We start from the raw sequence: 19,072 nt of genomic DNA, 5'->3' as shown, positions 1-19,072 counted from the left end.
ACCAGGTGCGTAAAAAGATTCACTCAAGAAGGTTATGTAAAATATGGCGACGAGCATTGAAGAATTTCCTACTAGAACCTTGTCTAAAGCGGATCTACTTCCCAGAGGACGAGTATTTCCTAGTCCTGTTAATTGGCGCGACCAGATTTTGTATCAGCTTCTACCCGATCGCTTCAGCGATGGTCGAGAGTCTCAACGCCCGATGTTCGATCGCAACAATCCCGAACAGTTTAGAGCGAGTCAGAAAGCAGACTGGATGGCAGCAGGCAACAAATTCAATGGCGGGACGCTAAAAGGCATTGCCAGTAAACTGGACTATTTGCAGAATTTAGGAGTCACAACCATTTGGGTGAATCCGCCCTGGAAACAGCGCATCGATCTACAGACCTATCATGGGTACGGCATCCAGAATTTTCTAGAAATTGATCCACGCTTTGGCACTCGGCAGAATTTAAGGGATCTGGTGGATGCGGCTCACGATCGCGGCATGTACGTCATTCTAGATGTCATTTACAATCACAGTGGTAGCAATTGGTTTTACCGGGATGAGGTGGATGGTGGCCCCAAGGAAAAAATGCCTTACCGCTTCTCACCCCCCTACCTAATTCATGGCTGGCGTTCTGCCAAGGGAACAAGTATTCCAGAACCTGTGTCGATCGAGGATGGCGTTTTTCCAGAGGAATTTCAGAATCCGGACTGGTACAATCGCGCCGGAATGATTACCCATTGGGAAGCTTCGGGATGGGAAGACCCTATGAATCCATTAGTTGAGTTCCGTCGGGGCGACTTTTTTGAACTGCGAGATTTTAACCTAGAGCGCGAGGATGTCATTGCGGCTCTAGCACAGGTTTACCAGTATTGGATTGCTTTAAGCGATTGTGACGGGTTCCGTGTGGATGCGGTCAAACATGTCTCTCCCTCAGCTTCGCGCAAGTTTTGCGATGCAATTCACGGTTATGCCCAATCGATCGGTAAAGATAATTTCCTGCTAGTCGGCGAGCTAACCGATGACAGCATGGTGCGCGGCTATTTGGATATTTTTGGGCGCAAGCTAGATGCCGTGTTGGATATCGTTGTTGCACCCAACCGCTTGCCTGCCGTTGTCAAAGGATTGGCGCATCCCAACGATTTCTTCTGTCTATATGATGACAAAACCTTAGCTGGAAGTCAGCGGCAGTTGGGCATATACCATGTTTCAGTATTGGATGACCACGATATGTCATCCCGGCCTCGCAAGGAGCGTTTTGCCGCGCACAGCGACCTGATGCCCCATCGATACGAACAGGTGGCTCATGCCGTGGGGATGATGTTGACGATGCCAGGAATTCCTTCGATCTATTACGGCACCGAACAGGCGTTTGACGGATCCCAGGACTACCACGACTACCGCCTAGAACCACAACATGCGTATATCGATCGCTACATTCGGGAATGTATGTTTGGTGGCAAGTTTGGGGCATTTAACACGGAAGGCTGTCACTTCTTCAACCCCGATCACCCGACTTATTTACGCATTGCCGCGATCGCGCGCATCCGCAACCGCCAGGACAGCATTGGCAAAACCCTCCGTCGGGGACATCACTACCTACGAGAAACTTCGTTTTGCGATCGTCCTTTTGCCATTCCTCCGGCAGGCGAAGCGATCGCTTGGGCACAGGTTCTCTACACCACCGAAGTATGCATGGCACTCAATACCCATGGGCTAGAACAGCGGGGTGCGTTTGTCACGGTAGACCGTTCGTTACACCCTCCTGGCTCAACCATGACGATGTTGTATCGAAGCGATTGGAGCGATGACCAACTTCGTCATCCGCCTCAAGCTGAAACGTTGCCTGTCCGGGAATACCAGGGGCGGGCAGCGGTGAGGATTGAATTACCCCCCTCTGGGATGGCGATCCTGTCCTAGCTGAAATGCCAATATACAATCAAGTATTCTTCACCCTATAACCCTAGCCAAAACCATCGAACGCTTTACAAGGAGTCCATTATGACAAAAAATTTACTAGAGCAACTTAGAGAAATGACCGTCGTCGTCGCGGATACAGGAGATATTCAAGCGATTGAAAAATTTACTCCCCGCGATGCAACGACGAATCCATCCCTGATTACAGCCGCCGCGCAAATGCCAGATTATCAAGAGATTGTGGATGAAACGCTGCTTGAGGCAAAGAAAGATGCTGGATCGGGCGCAACAGAAGCGCAAATTGTTTCCCTGGCCTTCGATCGCCTCGCCGTTTCCTTCGGTAAAAAGATTCTGGCAATTGTGCCGAAGCGCGTTTCTACCGAAGTCGATGCGCGACTGTCCTACGATACCGAAGCCTCCATTGCCAAAGGTCGCTATCTCATTTCTGAATACGAGAAAGTCGGAATTTCTCGCGATCGCATTTTGATCAAAATTGCCTCCACCTGGGAAGGGATTAAAGCAGCAGAAATCTTGGAAAAAGAAGGAATACACTGCAATCTGACACTACTGTTTGGCTTGCATCAAGCGATCGCCTGTGCCGAAGTGGGTGCAACGCTGATTTCTCCCTTTGTCGGGCGCATTCTGGATTGGTACAAAAAGGACAGCGGACGCGATTACACTCCCTCCGAAGATCCAGGCGTGTTGTCCGTGACTCAAATCTATAACTACTACAAAAAATTCGGCTACAAAACCGAAGTCATGGGGGCCAGTTTTCGTAACATTGGCGAGATCGTCGAACTGGCAGGCTGCGATCTGTTGACCATTTCTCCCAACTTGCTGACACAGCTTCAGGAGACTGTTGAAGAACTGCCTCGCAAACTCGATCCAGCGAAAGCAGCTACGATGGAGATTGAAAAACTAACCCTCGACAAAGCCACTTTTGACCAGATGCACGCTGCCGATCGCATGGCATCCGAAAAACTTAACGAAGGTATTAAAGGCTTCAGTAAAGCGCTGGAAATGCTCGAAAGCCTGCTAGCAAGCCGTTTGGCAAGACTAGAGAGTGGTGCTAAGGTCGGCACTGCCGCTGCTGAGATTTTCCAGAGCTACGACTTGGATGGCGACGGTTTTATCACCCGCGAGGAGTGGATGGGAACCGATGCTGTATTTGATGCGCTCGACCGCGATCGCGACGGCAAGATTACCCCGGTCGAAATGGGGACTGGGCTGGGAGCAATTCTGCAAATGGCAACGGTTTAACAACTCAATATATGAAAATACTGGTACTGAATGCGGGCTCTAGTAGCCAAAAGAGTTGTCTATACGAGATAACTGGCGATCGTCTTCCCGATCGACCACCAGAGCCACTTTGGGAAGCCACTGTAGATTGGACGCACAAACAGGGCTTTGCAGAAATCAAAGTCAAAACTGTGGCAGGGAAGGTGTTGGCCGATATTTTCCAGAGCTACGACTTAGACGGCGATGGCTTTGTTTCCCGTGAGGAATGGATGGGTACGGATGCCATATTTGATGCGATCGACATCGATCGCGATGGCAAAATCTCTCCCACAGAAATGGGGGCAGGCTTGGGAGCGATTCTTCAGATGGCAAAGGAAGAAATTCCAACGCAATCTCGCCCCAAAGTCATCACTCATTTGTTAGAGACACTCTGGCAAGGCAAAGCTGCTGTCATTGGCCATCCATCGGAAATTAACGCAGTCGGGCACCGGGTTGTGCATGGCGGACAGGAGTATAGCGAAACGATGAGAGTGACTGATGAGGTGAAGTCGGCGATCGCCCGTCTCTCTGCCTTAGCTCCAGTTCACAACCCCGCCAACTTGGAAGGTATTGAGGCAGTTGAAAGTATTTTGGGAACTGAAGTGCCGCAGTTTGCTGTTTTTGACACCGCCTTTCACAGCCATCTGCCGGATGCTGCCGCGATCTATCCCAGCCCCTATTCGTGGGTGGAGTTGGGTATTCGTCGCTATGGCTTTCACGGTATCAGCCACCAATATTGCGCTCACCGTACCGCTAAGTTGCTGAACCGGGACTTGCAAGACCTGCGACTGATTATCTGTCATCTAGGAAATGGTTGCTCTCTCTCGGCTGTTCGCAACGGACATAGCGTTGATACCACAATGGGATTCACTCCCCTAGATGGGCTAATGATGGGTTCGCGCTCTGGATCTGTAGATCCGGGTATTTTGATTCACCTGCTACGGCAGGAAGGTTACACTGCCGATCGATTGGATCGGGAACTTAACAAAGAATCTGGCTTGAAAGGCATATCAGGGGTATCGGCAGATTTGCGGCAAATTGTGGCAGCGATCGAAGCAGGCAACCCGCGCGCACAGCTAGCCTTGAATATCTATATCCATCGACTGCGTTCCTGCATCGGTTCCATGCTTGCTAGCTTAGGAGGATTGGATGCTTTAGTATTTACTGCCGGTGTTGGGGAAAATTCTGCGATCGTCCGTTCCCTGGCTTGTCAAGCGTTTGAGTTTCTAGGGCTAAAGCTCGACGAGCAGCAAAATGGAAGCCATCCCGTAGATCGAGACGTCGCCACAGCAGACTCAAAGGTGCCAGTTCTGGTGATTCATACGCAAGAGAATTGGGAGATCGCTAGGGATTGTTACCGTTTATTTCACGGGAGTGGACAAAATAGCCCAAATGAACTTGTATTAGAGGTACCCCTCGTTGATTCAGATTTAAGGAGTAGAACATGTTAACAGAACTGCAAAAGCGTAAGTTAATGAAGCTGTTTTGCATGTACGATGCCTGTAACTTGGGTGTCCTAAAAATAAATGACTTTGAGCGGTTAGCTCAACAATTAGCGGAATTGCGAGGCTGGAAAAATGGCACAGCAGCCTATGAAAGAATTACCAGTCAGTATCTATTTCGTTGGAACCGAATGCGGGCAGAGATTAAGGAAACATTGAATATCCGAAATGACGGTCGAGTAAATTTGGATGAATGGTTGAATTATTACGATATTGCTCTAAACGATCCAAGCTACGAGGAAGAATTGCTTTCTTTGGCAGAAACAGTGTTTAACGTCGTAGATGTTGATGAGAGCGGTCATTTAGATAAAGCTGAATGGACAGCACTATTCCGAGCCTTTAATATTCCAGTCATCTACGTTGAAGAAACTTTTGCCCGCATCGATCTAGATGGAGATGGAGTGTTGAATAAAGAAGAAGTTTTATCTATGATTCGAGAGTTTTACTATAGCGACGATCCAAATGCAACTGGAAACTATATGTTTGGCCCCATTTAATATACTTCATCGGACATAAAGAAAAGAAAAGACACAAGCATATTTCTCTATTGTTACTCTAACTGCGTGTTTGAGAAGTTTTTACCCCTCTAACTCCCCCTTGCGATGGGGGATTAGGGGGGGGAGTAGAAATTTATACGAGATACTTACTATACTTCTCAAACACTCTCTAAGGCTAAAGACCGACGAGAAGCAAAATGAAAGCTATCCCGCAGATCTAGACATCTCCACAATAGACTCAATGGTGCGAGTTCTAGTAGTTTATAAGAAAGAGGATTGGGCGATCGCTCAATCCTGCTACCATTTTATCTCCACCCATTGAAGTAAACACTTCTACTAAATTTCGGTTAACAATCTGAACTCTTACTTCAAGCTCCGTTCCATTAGAATGTTTTGAGCGTTGTATTCACGCTCATCTTGTCCAGGGCTGCGCTTGATGTAGGAACCATCCGATTGAAGATCCCATGCCTGGCGGTTATCCTGCAACATGATGTCAAGGACTTCCTTCAACTCATTGGCGCAAACAGGATCTTCGACGGGTGTAATCGCTTCTACCCGACGATCGAGGTTACGCTCCATCCAGTCCGCACTACCGATGAATACTTCTTCCCGTCCATTGTTACGGAAATGAAAAATGCGGGAATGTTCCAGGTAACGCCCCACAATGCTGACGACGCGAATGCGATCGCTAACCCCTGGAATTCCAGGAAGCAGGCAACACATTCCTCGAACGATCAAATCTATTTCAACACCTGCCTGTGATGCTTCATAAAGATTTTTGATAATTCCTGGGTCGGTTAGGGCATTCATTTTGGCAATGATGCGTCCGGGTTTGCCGTCTTTACAATGTTCGATTTCGCGACGGATCATGGACACCATGCGATCGCGCATGGTAACTGGAGCCACCAGCAGCTTGCGGAAGGATTTTTGTTTGGAGAAGCCTGTCAGGTAATTTAATAAATCCGCCAAGTCAGCTCCTAGTTCTTCCCGACAACTGAGCAATCCCAAGTCAGTATAAATTTTGGCAGTTTTGGCGTTGTAATTGCCCGTGCCAATATGAACGTAGCTGCGAATGTCATCTCCCTCCTGCCTTACGACTAACAACACTTTTGTGTGTGTCTTTAGCCCCATTACACCGTAGACAACATGTACCCCTGCTTCTTCTAATGCTCGCGCCCAGTTAATATTACTTGCTTCATCAAATCGGGCTTTGATTTCCACAAGGGCAACAACCTGCTTGCCATTTTGGGCAGCGGTAATTAGCGCCTTGATGATGGGAGAGTCGCTAGAAGTCCGGTAGAGCGTCATTTTAATGGCTTGCACGTCTGAATCTTTTGCGGCATGGGTAATGAAACGTTCGACTGATGCGGTGAACGACTCATAAGGATGATGCACGAGTAGATCGCCCTGGCGTATCGCATAGAAAATGTCTTCTCCTGTATCCTCTCCGATCGCCAGTTTATTGCTTAGTTGCTGCAATCGTTTGGGTGTAACCGGAGTCCATGGTTTGTCTTTTAAATGGGGTAGGGGCAATGACATGAATGACATCAAATCTCGCATTCCCAGCCAACCTTGTGTCATGTAGAGGTCGTTGGGGTCTACGTCCATCCCCTTAATCAAGGTTTGCTTGACAAACTCTGACATGGTTGGACTAAATTGAAATCGTACAACCGAGCCACCAAAGCGGCGTTTATTGAGTTCTTGCTCGATCGCCTGAGCCAAATCCTCCGCATCTTCTTCTTGCACCGCCAAATCCGCGTCGCGAGTGACCCGAAAAATGTGGTGTTCCTGAACGATCATTCCTGGAAAGAGAGCATCTAAATTGTCCGCAATTACCTGCTCCAATGAAACACCTGCCCAAATAATGGGGCGATCGCTGTGGGGATGAACCTCAGGCGGTAACGGCACAAAGCGGGGGAGGCTGTCTGGCACTTTGACTCTGGCAAAACCTGCTTCATCTGTTTCTGGGTCTTTTAGCACAATGGCTAGATTTAGACTCAGATTTGACATAACCGGAAAGGGATGTGAGGGATCGACTGCCAGAGGGGTCAGAATGGGAAATATCCGCTCGAAATATTGCTTCAGGTAGTGGCGCTGCTCTTGATTAAGCTCGGCGAATTTCAACACATGAATGCCTTCAGCCGCCAGTTGAGGAATCAATTCAGTTTCAAACAACTCCTGCAACTGAGCTACCATTGGATGAAGGCGCTGGGCGATCCGATCCAATTGCTGCTGCGGTGACAGTCCATCAGGAGTCAAAGTTGCCATATGTACTTCAACCTGTCGTTGCAGGCTGGCAATTCGTACCATGAAAAACTCGTCAAGGTTCGCACTAAAGATAGCCGCAAATTTTAGCCGCTCGAGTAAGGGGGTGCGAGGGTCGATCGCTTCATGCAACACCCGACAATTGAACTCCAACCAACTAAGTTCGCGGTTGAAATAATAACGTGGGTCATTCAAATCAATAATTTTAGCAGTCTTATTAGTTTCGGACATCACCATCATGTAGGGAAATAGGTTCACTTAAAATCTCAAACATAGTCTACTTAGCTAGAGTTAAGGAATAGTTAAAACTGAGACAGTGGGAGCCAGTTTTCGTAACGTTGGCGTTTCTTAAAATCAGCGAACGGAGAGTTACAAGGTTAAAGTCAAACAATCTGACATAATCTTAGCTATCTACTATACGTTTGACTTCCGATCGCTATGAAACCTAGTACCGAGAACAAAACGATTTTTAGGCAAATTTGGGGATGGAAAGGAAAGTCAAGCAGTCTAACTCAGCCCTCTCCCTCCATTCCACCTTCGTTACCCACAAAACTGACTAAGATCGCCCAAGGAAATATAGAAGAAGCATTAGAAACGCTCAATACGTCTCCTGAAGGGTTAAGCGAACTCCAATCCAATCTGCGGCTAGGCAAAGTTGGTCTGAATGAAATCGCCCATGAGAAACCGCCAAAGTGGTACGTCCAGCTTTTGAAGACGTTTCAAAATCCTCTAGCGATTCTATTAATTATTCTGGCAATCCTCTCTCTGTTGACAGGGGATGTCAGAGCAGCCGTGATTATTATTAGTATGGTAATTTTCAGCGTAATCCTTCGCTTTTCTCAGGAATTTCGCTCCAGTCAGGCGGCGGAAAAATTACGGGAAATGGTGCATACAACCGCCACGGTTAGACGGAAAGATCCCCGCAAAGATATTTCTCCGAGCCTAGCACAAGATATGGGATTGACGCTCAATCTTGATATTCCCGATCGCTACGAAATTCCGATTAAATTCCTTGTCCCTGGCGACGTGATTTTTCTTGCTGCTGGTGACATGATCCCTGCGGATGTGCGATTAATGGCTGCTAAGGACTTGTTTGTAAGCCAAGGCGCTTTAACTGGAGAATCTCTGCCCGTGGAGAAGCAACCCAATATACCTAGCAATGGATTGCAGTCCCAAAATCCGTTGGAGCTAGCCAATCTTTGTTTCTTGGGGACAAACGTGATTAGTGGTACGGGAACTGCTGTCGTTATCGAAACTGGCAGTAATACTTATCTAGGATCTCTGGCGAAAACTGTGGTGGGGCATAAGACTGTAACCAGTTTCGATAAGGGAGTAAATGATGTTAGTTTGCTGCTGCTGCGTTTTATGCTGGTGATGGCTCCAGTCGTATTTCTAATCAATGGTTTGCTCAAAGGAAATTGGACGGAGGCATTCTTTTTTGCCCTCTCAGTGGCGGTCGGCTTAACACCAGAGATGTTACCGATGATCGTAACCGCAAACCTTGCGAGAGGGGCAATCGCCATGTCAGAGAAAAAGGTAATCGTCAAGAATATCGATGCGATTCAAAACTTTGGTGCGATGGACATTCTCTGTACTGATAAAACTGGGACGCTCACTCAGGACAAAATTATACTAGAAATGCACTTAGACATTTATGGAGAAGAATGTGAAGAAGTTTTGGAATTTGCTTATCTCAATAGCTTCTACCAGACTGGTTTAAAAAATCTGCTTGATGTCGCAGTCCTCGAACACATCGAACTTCACGAAGCTTTAAAAGTCGAACATAAGTTTCTCAAAATTGATGAAATTCCTTTTGATTTTATCCGCCGTCGGATGTCCGTTGTGGTTGAAGAAGAAAATCATCACCACGAGCTAATTTGTAAAGGTGCTGTTGAAGAAATTCTCCAGATTTGCACGCAGGTCAAAGCAAACAGTCAGGTGTTACCCCTTGATAGCACAATTCACGAACAGGTCACTCAGTTAAATCAGGAACTCAACGAAGACGGGCTCAGGGTAATCGCAGTTGCCTATAAAGAATTGCCCCTCGACCAACGTAGCTACTCCGTTGCCGACGAACAGGATTTAATTTTAATTGGTTTGATTGCGTTTCTCGACCCACCTAAAGAATCAGCATCTCTGGCGATCGCCACGCTCAATAAAAGTGGCGTACAGGTAAAAGTGTTAACTGGTGACAACCCCATCGTTACCCGCAAAACCTGTAAGGATGTAGGTTTATATGTTCACCATACCCTACTAGGCAACGAGATTGAAGCTTTATCTGATGAAGAGCTTACGGATCTTGCCGAAACCACCACTATTTTTGCGAAGTTGTCTCCTCTTCAAAAATCGCGAATTATCCAAGTTCTTCGCCGAAAAGGTCATATTGTGGGATTTATGGGGGATGGCATCAACGATGCTGCCGCACTGCGAGAAGCTGATGTAGGTATTTCCGTAGATACGGCTGTTGATATTGCTAAAGAATCCGCTGACATCATCTTGCTAGAAAAAAGTCTGATGGTGCTAGAAGAAGGCATTCTCGAAGGTCGCAGAACCTTTGGCAATATTGTCAAATACATCAAAATGGGTACGAGTTCTAACTTTGGCAATATGTTTAGCGTTCTAGGTGCTAGCGCCTTGCTGCCGTTCTTGCCCATGCAACCTGTTCAGATTTTAGTAAATAATCTACTTTACGATTTCTCCCAAACTGGAATTCCGTTTGACCATGTAGATAAGGAATATCTAACAAAACCTCGAAAATGGCAGGTTGGTGATATTCAAAAATTTATGCTCTACATTGGACCGATGAGTTCAATTTTTGACTATGCCACCTATGCTTTGATGTGGTTTGTGTTTGGAGCTAATACTGTCGAGCAGCAAGCCTTATTTCAAACAGGCTGGTTTGTAGAAAGCTTGATGACCCAGACATTGATTGTTTACATCATTCGCACTCCCAAAATTCCGTTTTTACAAAGTCGCCCTTCTCTACCTATGCTGTTTGTGACGCTGACGATTATGGCAGTTGCAATCTATCTGCCGTTCTCGCCGATCGCATCCGTATTAGGATTCGTGCCTCTACCTGCTAAATACTTCCTCTGGCTAGCGTTAATTTTGTCCTGTTATTGCGTACTCACTCAACTGATGAAAACTTGGTTTGTCAGAAAGTATGGATATAACTAAGGACATGTCTAGCATGGAAATTCCCAGCAAGTCTTTAGGTTCCTTGCGAGCAGACAAACCAGACTTATCCCCTTTAATTCCATCTTACACTAGCCGTGAAGCAACTTCCCACAGAGTAGGAGGAAGATTGGAATTTCAGTTCCCCTTTGCAAAGAGAGGGTTAGGGTGGGGTAAATTTGAAATGAGAAAGCTCCTAAGCAAGTGCAATTAAGCTACTTATTTAGAAGTTGGTTTAATTGTTGGCTGGGTTAGGAGAGATTGGAGATCGCATTTTGAAGTAGGCTTCGAGAGCTTCAATATCGAGCGCTCCCACTAAGCGATCGCGTCCTTCTTTTAGCACTGCAAAATTATCACCACCATCAGCTAGATAACTGTTAACGGTAATGCGATAGTCGCTATCGGGTACGATCGGTATCCCAGCGATCGCGATATTACTGACTCTATTTCCCAAGGCAGCAGAATTACTGTAGTTATAGGTGAAGCCTTGGGAAACTTGGAGAATCCGATTTTGCCCCGAACGAGGATTATCAAATTGTCTTTCTAAAAGCTCTTTGATTTGCTTACCCGTCAAGGTCATAGTGACTAAGCGATTTCGGAAAGGTTGAACGGCAAAAGCCTGACCGTAGGTCACAACACCCTTAACTTCACTCTCGCTGTAGGATAGGTCGGTGCGAATGCCTCCAGGATTCATGAAGGCAGCTACTGCACCACCTTGAGAAGCATCGGCAGTGGCTGCAAGTTGAGCATCAGCGATCGTTCTACCCAGAGGCGATATACCATTACGATCGGCGATACGGGTAATATCGGCAGTAATCGAACCGATCGCCCGATTGACTAGCGGATCGGCAATTGCTTTATATTTAAGAACTATTTGGCTTAAAGCTGGATCTTTTGGTACATCATGGGTAACGACAACATTATTTGCTTGCATTGAGGCAACATCTCCCGTCCCTCGATCTAGAGTCACATCAATGTCGCTGACTAATCTTCCATAGAAAGAAGCGCTAGTGACAAGGCGGCGATCGATTTGGCAATTGTAAGCTTGATGCGTATGACCCGTAATAAATAAATCAACCTCAGGATCGGTATGCTTGACAATATCTACAATTGCGCCAGAGATACCCTCACAACCATTGTAATTTCCTGTAGTAAGACCGCCCTCATGCAAGAGAACGGCGATCGCTTTAATACCTTGCTTCTTTAATTTTGGGATTAAGGCATTAACGGTAGCAGCTTCATCCTTAAATTCAAGTCCCACAATTCCTGAAGAACCAACTAAATTAGATGTTCCCTTTAAGGTCAGACCAATGAAAGCCATCTTGATACCGTTAAAGGTTCGTACCTGATAGGCAGGAAAAATAGGTTTACCATTGCGGTAATTAATCACATTAGCCGCTAGAAATTTGAATTTTGCACCTCCAAAACCATCCCCGTCGCGACATCCATCTACGGGATGACATCCTCCTTTTTGCTTGCGGTATAGCTCTTCAGCACCTTCATCAAATTCATGATTGCCTACGGCATTTAGTTCTAAACCTAGAGCATTTAGTGCCTCAATTGCAGGTTCGTCGTGAAAAAGAGCAGATATCAGAGGACTGGCTCCTACTGTATCTCCTGCTGAGACTGTAACGGTATTTTGAGGCTTAATATGAGGGTTAGCAACCCGCAGATTTTTAATGTGAGTAGCTAAATATTCAACACCACCAACAGGAATGCGATCGCCAGCAGCAGAAGGGGGGAAAGTAAGATTACCCGCTTCTAGATTTCCATGAAAATCATTAATAGCCAAGATCCTAATATTTACCAACTCAGATTTTGACAGGGCAAAGGGAGCAAAATACAGAACTACAAGTAAAGAAATGACTGCAAGAAACAAAAATCTTCTCATCAAAAATTTTCTCATAATGTCAATCCTGATTTAGTGCTTTTAGTTGGTTGTGACCAAAATCTAATGTTCCACTTAATCAATATATTCCCCGTTCGCATCAGATTTTAAAATTTGGAACAGCAGTTAATGACATTATCCTGAGAATGGTTCTAGTAAAATCTGAAAACGTTTAAAACAAGTGGTACAGACAATCTACATCAAATTCTGGTCACACCCCCAAGCAAGGAAGTTCCCAGTAAATCTTTAGGTTCTCTGCGAGCTGACAAACCAGACTTATCCCCTTTAATTCCATCTTACACTAGCTGCGAAGCGACTTCCCGCAGAGTAGGAGGAAGATTGGAACTTCAGTTCCCCTTTGCAAAGAGAGGGTTAGGGTGGGGTAAATTTGAAATGAGAAAGCTCCTAAGCAATTGCAATTAAGCTACTTATTTAGAATAATGAATTTTATATTAGGTACAGCTTTTCCTCCAGTGTATTAATTTTTGCAAGTATCTCTGCTCAATCGCTTTAAGAAGAAAGACAATACATACAGATCGTTGAGTTCAACCCACTCATCCGACGAACTCGTTGGTGTAACAAGTTTTTATATGATTACTGCAATTTCAAAAATTAGCACCGAAACTTTCGATCTTTCCAGTCCAGATTTCCTGTTATCGACTCTTCAAGCTCTTCGCCAGAACGTCGAAAGCGAAGGACAAATCACCTTTAAAGAATGGCGATCGCACATTCAACGTCCTGAATTTCTTTCTAGCGCTCTAAATCTAGCGCAATATTTAGCGCTACGGCGGCACGACCTGCGATCGCTCCAAACTGCGCTCATGCCTTGGGGCTTATCCTCATTAGGACGAATTGAAGCTAGGGTAATGCCCAATCTTGATGCTGTCATCGCCACGCTGGAACTTATTTGCGGCTCGGAATCTGCCCAACACCGCCCCCCCATTGAGGCTTTTTTTGAAGGCAATCGTTTGCTAAAACTGCATACTGAAGAATTATTTGGGCAGACATGTCCCCATCGTCGGGTCAGAATTATGGTCACCTTGCCCACCGAAGCCGCCACTGACTACGATCTGGTGCGTAAAGTCATCCAACGAGGGGCAAACAGCATACGAATTAATTGCGCCCACGATACACCAGAAATATGGAAGCGTACGATCGAGCACGTTCGTCGAGCGGAACAGGAAACAGGTACATGTTGTAAAGTCATGATGGACTTAGGAGGACCTAAAATCCGCACGGGTTCTGTGCTTGCACCGCTTGACAAAAAACGGGTATTCCGAGGAGATCGTATCGTACTCTCACGGTGCGAGTCTGCGATCGCAATCGCATCGGAATCGTCCTCCGATGAGTCGATCCCAGTGCCCGTGGAGCATTTCCAAACCTGCTGTACGGTTCCTGAAATTCTCGATTTATTAACAATGGGTACGACAGTCTATATCGATGATGGCAAGATTCGGACTCGTGCGATCGATATTCAATATCCATTATCCGACGGGCAAACGGGTATCTTACTGGAAGTCACCCACGCTAGTCCAAAAGGAGTCAAACTCCGACCTGAAAAGGGTTTAAACTTTCCAAACACAGTCTTGCCGCTTAGCCCTCTGACGGAAAAGGATTTATCTGACCTAGATTTTGTCGCCGTCCATGCAGATATTATTGGCTACTCATTCGTTCAACGATCTGCGGATATTGAGCTACTCCAACAAGAATTGGAGAAACGCTCTACGGGACGGGTTAGCCGCCCTGCGATCGTAGCCAAGATTGAAACGGCGATCGCAGTGTCTAACCTACCCGAATTAATCGTTCATGCCGCAGGGAAACAGTCTTTTGGTGTGATGATCGCCAGAGGCGACTTAGCCGTTGAAATTGGATACCAGCGTTTAACCGAGATTCAAGAAGAAATTCTTTGGATTTGCGAAGCAGCTCACGTTCCAGTGATTTGGGCAACTCAAGTGTTAGAAAGCCTAGTGAAAGATGGAGCGCCATCACGTGGCGAAATGACCGATGCTGCAATGGCAGAACGGGCTGAGTGCGTCATGCTTAACAAAGGCCCATTTATTGCCGAAGCGATTACCATCTTGGATGATGTCCTCACTCGCATGGAAGCCCATCAATCGAAAAAAACACCGCAATTACGCGCATTACACTCATGGTAAACTGAACGTGTACAAACCGAACCACAAACTTATAAACTTCATTAGTTTCGCTAGTTTCGGAGCAATTGATTATGCACATTCAATCAATCCAAATAGAAGTCGATCTTGAAGATCGCTACACGGTATCTACGCTACATCGGGCAATTCAGGATGAACTCCAAAAATATGGAAAACCGCTTAACTGGGTTGCGCTGGATTCAGACAAGGTACGGCAAAAAGTTAATGTTAAAGCGATGGTCTTAGTTCGGGCTGACTCAAACTTATAAACCAACTCTGCTAGAACTTTTTTAAAATCCCAGTTATAGCTGTCGGCACAAAATATAGGACGGATTTGGCTACCTCGACAACGCTCGGCATAAATTCGACTCAGTTCGACATCGCTGGCTGACCTCCGCTCAGCCAGCAAATGTGACTTTGGTCTATATAAGTTTTCTGCGGCTATGTTTCTTGCTGCTGTTTTAATGGCTCTAAAATCATTTGGTATAGGAGATAGCGAAAATTTGGGTCTAGATATTTTTGTCGTAGCGCTTCCCAGTTCTCTAAAGCCTTAAGGCGATCTGCCTGAATGGCTTGTTGGAGTTCTGGTAAACTTGCCCCTTGAGGTAGCTCTTTTAAGATTAACTTGAGCAAGATGTACATATCTTGAACCTTTCCCAATCGATCTTGCAGAAGTTTGACTTCGTCAATCCAGTCGTGAAAGGCTTTGTCGTAAAACTCTGCGAAGAGTTCTGCTTGGTATCTGACGCACTTACAGATTTTGCGCAGATCGTGGAGCGCGATATCGTCAGCGTCGGAAGTAAAATTCGCAGGGATCAACCAGCCCGGATGCATGAGAAAAGCTGATAAGAGCGGAGCAATCAAGTCAGGTAAGTACATGCATAAGGGAAGACGAACCAGCGCAGTATACTGCGGGTTTTGCACCCAGCGATCGCCTGCGGTTTTCAAATTCTGATAGCTTGGTGCGTCGAGCGTCGCTTTAACCTTGTCAAAAGCTTTATCTCGCTGCTTCTCCCATGCCTGTAAAACTTTGTCCAACGACTTTTGTTCTCGGGAACTCAAGCGATCGTAGTAATCTGTGCGTACCGTGGCAATTTGGACGTCGAGATCGCGCAAATTTCCCAATGTTTTAGCTAGAGCGCGAACCTGCTGGTCACCAAATGCTTTTGGTAGTTTTAATACCCCATGAAACACTTGGAGAACTGCAATCAACCGACGACTTCCCACTCTCATCTGGTGTAAGTATTCGGGGTCTTTGTCCTCTAAAACGCCTTGCTCTTGATTGATGATGTATCGATACTGCTTTTGTATGGCGGCATAGGCGTACTCACCCAGTTCCTTTGGCGGCAGGCTTTCAGGTGGCGACATTAGTTCTTTCTCAGACTTTTTCGATAGCTTATTAGTAGCCATAAGATTCAAATTTTTTAGGAACTACTATTGCTCGCAATATTTATTTTCTCTTACTTGAGAGGCTTGAGATATTAATTCTCCTTAAGAATTTCTATTCCGCAATCTCGTTCTTGTAAAGCTGAGAAACATAACAAAGCACCTAACCGAACAGTTAAGTGCTTTGTTGTTTAGCCCACCAAATAGCATTTGCATTACCACGCATCAGTATCGAGCGCTTCCCTTACTGAGCAAGGGACATTGAGGTATATGAGAAGAGAATTTGGCGAGATCGTTTTGTTACTCTGTTGGCTTAGGTGCGTGAAGACCGATTGAGTTTCCTTCAGTATCCTGAATCACTCCAATAAAACCGGGGTCGCCAATATCGGTCATGGTTAGCAAAATCTTGCCTTCACTGGACTCTACCCTTGCCAAAGCTTGCTCCAAACTCTCAACAGTGCCCAGATTTAGGTAGATTAAGGTGCCCATAGAGGAAGGGGTCAATCGCTCGCTTTTGACGATCGCTCCACCAGCACCAACGCGATCGCAAGGAAAGAACGCTTGCGGCTCTCCCATAAATTCTGCTTTTTGGATCTCTGTAGCCAGCACGTTGCTGTAAAAGGTAACTGCGCGATCGAAGTCAGTTGCAGGGATTTCAAACCAGTTAATTGCATTGATTAGCATACAAATTCCTTGTTAAAGAAAGTACTGCAACAAGGTAACGCGTTAAATAGGGTGGAACAAGTGTGTTAAACACATCGAATGAGTTTTTATTGATTTTTTCTACCGTGGGCGATCGCTTCCATAAAATTCCAGTTTGGAGTCACCAATGCAACGATTCTCAATTTTTGGAACTACATCAATCGCACGTCTGTCACAACCATTAATGCTAGGAATAAAGCCATCGGTAACACCCTGCATATGGCAGCGTACATTCTATGGAGACAACTCCTAAGGAGCGTTACAATTAATTTACCAAAAAATTCATTCTCGTATTAATGCTGAGATTAGTCCAAATATGTTAGGATTGCCTGGTAATAGAGTACGGTTGCTCGGGAGCTTACCAATTACTGAAACGATGCTAACTTTTACCTTGCGATCGAAAGTTAACGTAATCGCTGGTTTCTCCAAGATTGGCTTTTGATGATTTGTCATCTGTAAAACCTTCTTGCCGATACATTTTCGTTTTTCAATGATGACTTCTCTGCATTTTTAAAATATTTCTTCCTTATTTGCCTAAATTTTTTCTCACGAACGATGGAGACTAGATCGAAATGATACGTTCCCATAAACCTTAGATTCTTGAAACTACGTTCTATCTTCTGAATGCTAAGTAAGATTGCACGGGCAATCGTTATATAGGGCTTGGATGTCTGTCTAAACTTTCATGAAGTACTTCTAATCTAGATTATTTATAAGCCCGTAAAATTCTTGCTGTAGTTGAATCTCAAATAATAAGTTTTTCCCCGAAAACCCGCCGCATTTTATTTGGTAGTTGCTTTGAGGATTCTCGCAAATTATAATTAATAATGGAAGCAAATGGATAAGCATTCTCGTAGAAGTGCAGACATAAAGAATTTAGGGATTCAGAACCTACTAACCCCAGCAACACACCAATTGGTTAACAACCTTGACTCAGAAACTTACAATCATTGCTGCCGTTTGTCTTTAAAGGCAAAAGATTTTGGGGTTTATCTACAATTATCAAGTCAAGAAATTAGGTTTTTGATTTTGGGGGCTTATTTTCATGATATTGGGAAAGCTTTAATCCCTAAAGGCATTCTCAACAAACCCACAGTTTTAACCCATCAAGAGTGGAAAATCATCAAGTCCCATCCTGAAATAGATAATACAGTGCTTGGGTTTCCCTCCGATCTAGAGGCAATTGTTCCAATTATTCAATGCCATCACGAGCATTGGGACGGATCGGGCTATCCCCATGGTTTAACCAAAGAAAAGATTCCATATTTAGCAAGGGTTGTCCAAATATTAGATATTTATGATGCTTTAACCCACAAACGTAGCTACAAGAAAACCTTCAGTCAAGAAAAAGCGATCGCGATTATTCACAATGAAACAGCTAGAGGTTGGTATCAACCCGCTTTAATAGTTCAATTTACACATTTTATTCGTAAGCTGACACAGAGAACCCCTACACTGATAAGTTTTGCTGTTTTGAACATAGCCTAAATTATTCATCAATCCATGAAATCCTTATGGAGTCGTCACCCCAAAAAACAGTTATTTTTTGGCAAATCGCTAGATTCATCTTTCAGTAGGGTTTTTGAGGATTTTTGCCGATTCTGATGAATATTATCGCGGTTTTCATAATTATGCGGACACCATTAAATGTAGGAAAAGGTTAAGGAGAAAGGTATTTCAGTACTTCCATTTACTGAAAATTCTGTCCGTATTTACTTGAAAACCGCGATATGCAACCAGAATAGTAACAGCAGTACAAAGTCAAGCAAGAAATAACTTAACAGGTAATTGCTTGCTCAGTTCTTGCCCTAAGCGATATGCCTGAATGTCGTAGAGGGGCAGTTCGATAACTCCGGGCAGGGAACTAATAAATTCTCTGGCTTGATTTAGACCGCAACCAGAAATATTCTTAAGGCTATTGCCCAAATCGAGCGTAACGTTCTGGCTTAAAGTCTTTTTGGCATGCAACCTCCACAATCGAGGAGGAGCAAGTTCCTCTCATTCGATACGTTGTAGTCCAGAAATCGAAGCCAGTACGATCGGGCGATCGCCCTCATTAAGACGGATATCGTCTGAGGGCATGAGAAATTCAGTGTTTTCAGTTGTAGTTGACGGAGAAAATTTCTGGTAAAAGATTGGTACTACGCCAAAACCATAGGCAATTTGTGCCAAGATTTTGCCGTTTAGGGTATCCTCCTCAGCAATCTGATACCAATTTAAAGGCGTAGGATAACAGATAGACTAAACTAGAGAAAAAAGTATAAAGGCAGAAGTAAGATGGCAGGGAAAACAGCGATCGTCATCAAAGAAACAGAACAAGAACT

General features: G+C 45.1%; 14 protein-coding genes and 2 pseudogenes. 9 read left to right on the top strand and 7 right to left on the bottom strand.

What is annotated here, in order from left to right:
• Window positions 1-43 precede the first annotated feature (43 nt).
• The 5 genes and pseudogenes from ACP2WE_RS24385 to ACP2WE_RS24365 all read left to right on the top strand — a co-directional run bounded on the left by ACP2WE_RS24385 (window position 44) and on the right by ACP2WE_RS24365 (window position 5,180).
• A complete protein-coding gene (locus ACP2WE_RS24385; protein WP_425218117.1) occupies window positions 44-1,906 on the top strand; it encodes an alpha-amylase family glycosyl hydrolase in 1,863 nt (620 codons plus the stop codon).
• Between the two features lie 81 nt (window positions 1,907-1,987).
• A complete protein-coding gene (locus ACP2WE_RS24380) occupies window positions 1,988-3,163 on the top strand; it encodes a transaldolase (RefSeq protein ID WP_425218116.1) in 1,176 nt (391 codons plus the stop codon).
• An 11-nt stretch (window positions 3,164-3,174) separates the two neighbouring features.
• A pseudogene (locus ACP2WE_RS24375) lies at window positions 3,175-3,480 on the top strand (EF-hand domain-containing protein); the annotation flags it as partial.
• A 33-nt stretch (window positions 3,481-3,513) separates the two neighbouring features.
• Window positions 3,514-4,632 (top strand): annotated as a pseudogene (locus ACP2WE_RS24370) (acetate kinase); the annotation flags it as partial.
• Complete coding sequence (locus ACP2WE_RS24365) at window positions 4,626-5,180, top strand: EF-hand domain-containing protein (RefSeq protein WP_425218115.1); 555 nt, start codon at window positions 4,626-4,628, stop codon at window positions 5,178-5,180. The pseudogene ACP2WE_RS24370 and the gene ACP2WE_RS24365, both read left to right, overlap by 7 nt.
• Window positions 5,181-5,543: 363 nt before the next feature.
• Here the strand turns inward: ACP2WE_RS24365 and ppk1 are convergent, their stop codons facing one another.
• Entirely contained in the window at window positions 5,544-7,676 is a 2,133-nt protein-coding gene (gene ppk1, locus ACP2WE_RS24360; protein WP_425218131.1) for a polyphosphate kinase 1, read from the bottom strand.
• Between the two features lie 207 nt (window positions 7,677-7,883).
• Here ppk1 and mgtA point away from each other — a divergent pair, with 207 nt between their 5' ends.
• Window positions 7,884-10,622 (top strand): magnesium-translocating P-type ATPase, encoded by a 2,739-nt coding sequence (gene mgtA / locus ACP2WE_RS24355; RefSeq protein ID WP_425218114.1) that lies wholly within the window; start codon window positions 7,884-7,886, stop codon window positions 10,620-10,622.
• Between the two features lie 232 nt (window positions 10,623-10,854).
• Here mgtA and ACP2WE_RS24350 read toward each other — a convergent pair whose 3' ends face one another.
• A complete protein-coding gene (locus tag ACP2WE_RS24350; protein ID WP_425218113.1) occupies window positions 10,855-12,525 on the bottom strand; it encodes a bifunctional metallophosphatase/5'-nucleotidase in 1,671 nt (556 codons plus the stop codon).
• 572 nt (window positions 12,526-13,097) lie between these two features.
• On the opposite strand from ACP2WE_RS24350, the gene ACP2WE_RS24345 reads away from it, so the two are divergent.
• Both ACP2WE_RS24345 and ACP2WE_RS24340 read left to right on the top strand, forming a co-directional pair.
• Window positions 13,098-14,663, top strand: coding sequence for a pyruvate kinase (locus tag ACP2WE_RS24345; protein WP_425218112.1), 1,566 nt, complete (start codon window positions 13,098-13,100; stop codon window positions 14,661-14,663).
• A 71-nt stretch (window positions 14,664-14,734) separates the two neighbouring features.
• Window positions 14,735-14,929: a DUF8621 family protein gene (locus tag ACP2WE_RS24340; RefSeq protein ID WP_425218111.1), complete on the top strand. Its 195-nt coding sequence runs from the start codon at window positions 14,735-14,737 to the stop codon at window positions 14,927-14,929.
• Window positions 14,930-15,101: 172 nt separating this feature from the next.
• On the opposite strand, the gene ACP2WE_RS24335 is transcribed toward ACP2WE_RS24340, so the two are convergent.
• The 3 genes from ACP2WE_RS24335 to ACP2WE_RS24325 form a co-directional block, all read right to left on the bottom strand.
• The gene (locus ACP2WE_RS24335) at window positions 15,102-16,070 is read right to left on the bottom strand and encodes a CHAD domain-containing protein (protein WP_425218110.1); all 969 of its coding nucleotides are present in this window, start codon (window positions 16,068-16,070) and stop codon (window positions 15,102-15,104) included.
• Between the two features lie 276 nt (window positions 16,071-16,346).
• On the bottom strand, window positions 16,347-16,730 hold the full coding sequence (locus ACP2WE_RS24330) for a VOC family protein (protein WP_425218109.1): 384 nt from the start codon (window positions 16,728-16,730) through the stop codon (window positions 16,347-16,349).
• A 99-nt stretch (window positions 16,731-16,829) separates the two neighbouring features.
• On the bottom strand, window positions 16,830-16,967 hold the full coding sequence (locus ACP2WE_RS24325) for a hypothetical protein (RefSeq protein WP_425218108.1): 138 nt from the start codon (window positions 16,965-16,967) through the stop codon (window positions 16,830-16,832).
• 618 nt (window positions 16,968-17,585) lie between these two features.
• On the opposite strand from ACP2WE_RS24325, the gene ACP2WE_RS24320 reads away from it, so the two are divergent.
• On the top strand, window positions 17,586-18,236 hold the full coding sequence (locus tag ACP2WE_RS24320) for an HD-GYP domain-containing protein (RefSeq protein WP_425218107.1): 651 nt from the start codon (window positions 17,586-17,588) through the stop codon (window positions 18,234-18,236).
• Between the two features lie 273 nt (window positions 18,237-18,509).
• Here the strand turns inward: ACP2WE_RS24320 and ACP2WE_RS24315 are convergent, their stop codons facing one another.
• Together ACP2WE_RS24315 and ACP2WE_RS24310 are read right to left on the bottom strand one after the other, a co-directional pair.
• A complete protein-coding gene (locus ACP2WE_RS24315) occupies window positions 18,510-18,725 on the bottom strand; it encodes a hypothetical protein (RefSeq protein ID WP_425218106.1) in 216 nt (71 codons plus the stop codon).
• Window positions 18,726-18,746: 21 nt separating this feature from the next.
• Complete coding sequence (locus ACP2WE_RS24310; RefSeq protein ID WP_425218105.1) at window positions 18,747-18,920, bottom strand: hypothetical protein; 174 nt, start codon at window positions 18,918-18,920, stop codon at window positions 18,747-18,749.
• Window positions 18,921-19,072: the final 152 nt, after the last annotated feature.

It is taken from the genome of Tumidithrix helvetica PCC 7403 (assembly GCF_965232925.1).
Lineage (GTDB): Bacteria > Cyanobacteriota > Cyanobacteriia > Pseudanabaenales > Pseudanabaenaceae > Tumidithrix > Tumidithrix helvetica.
The sequence above is the reverse complement of the archived record's forward strand: the minus strand, read 5'-3'. Positions and strand labels throughout refer to the sequence as shown.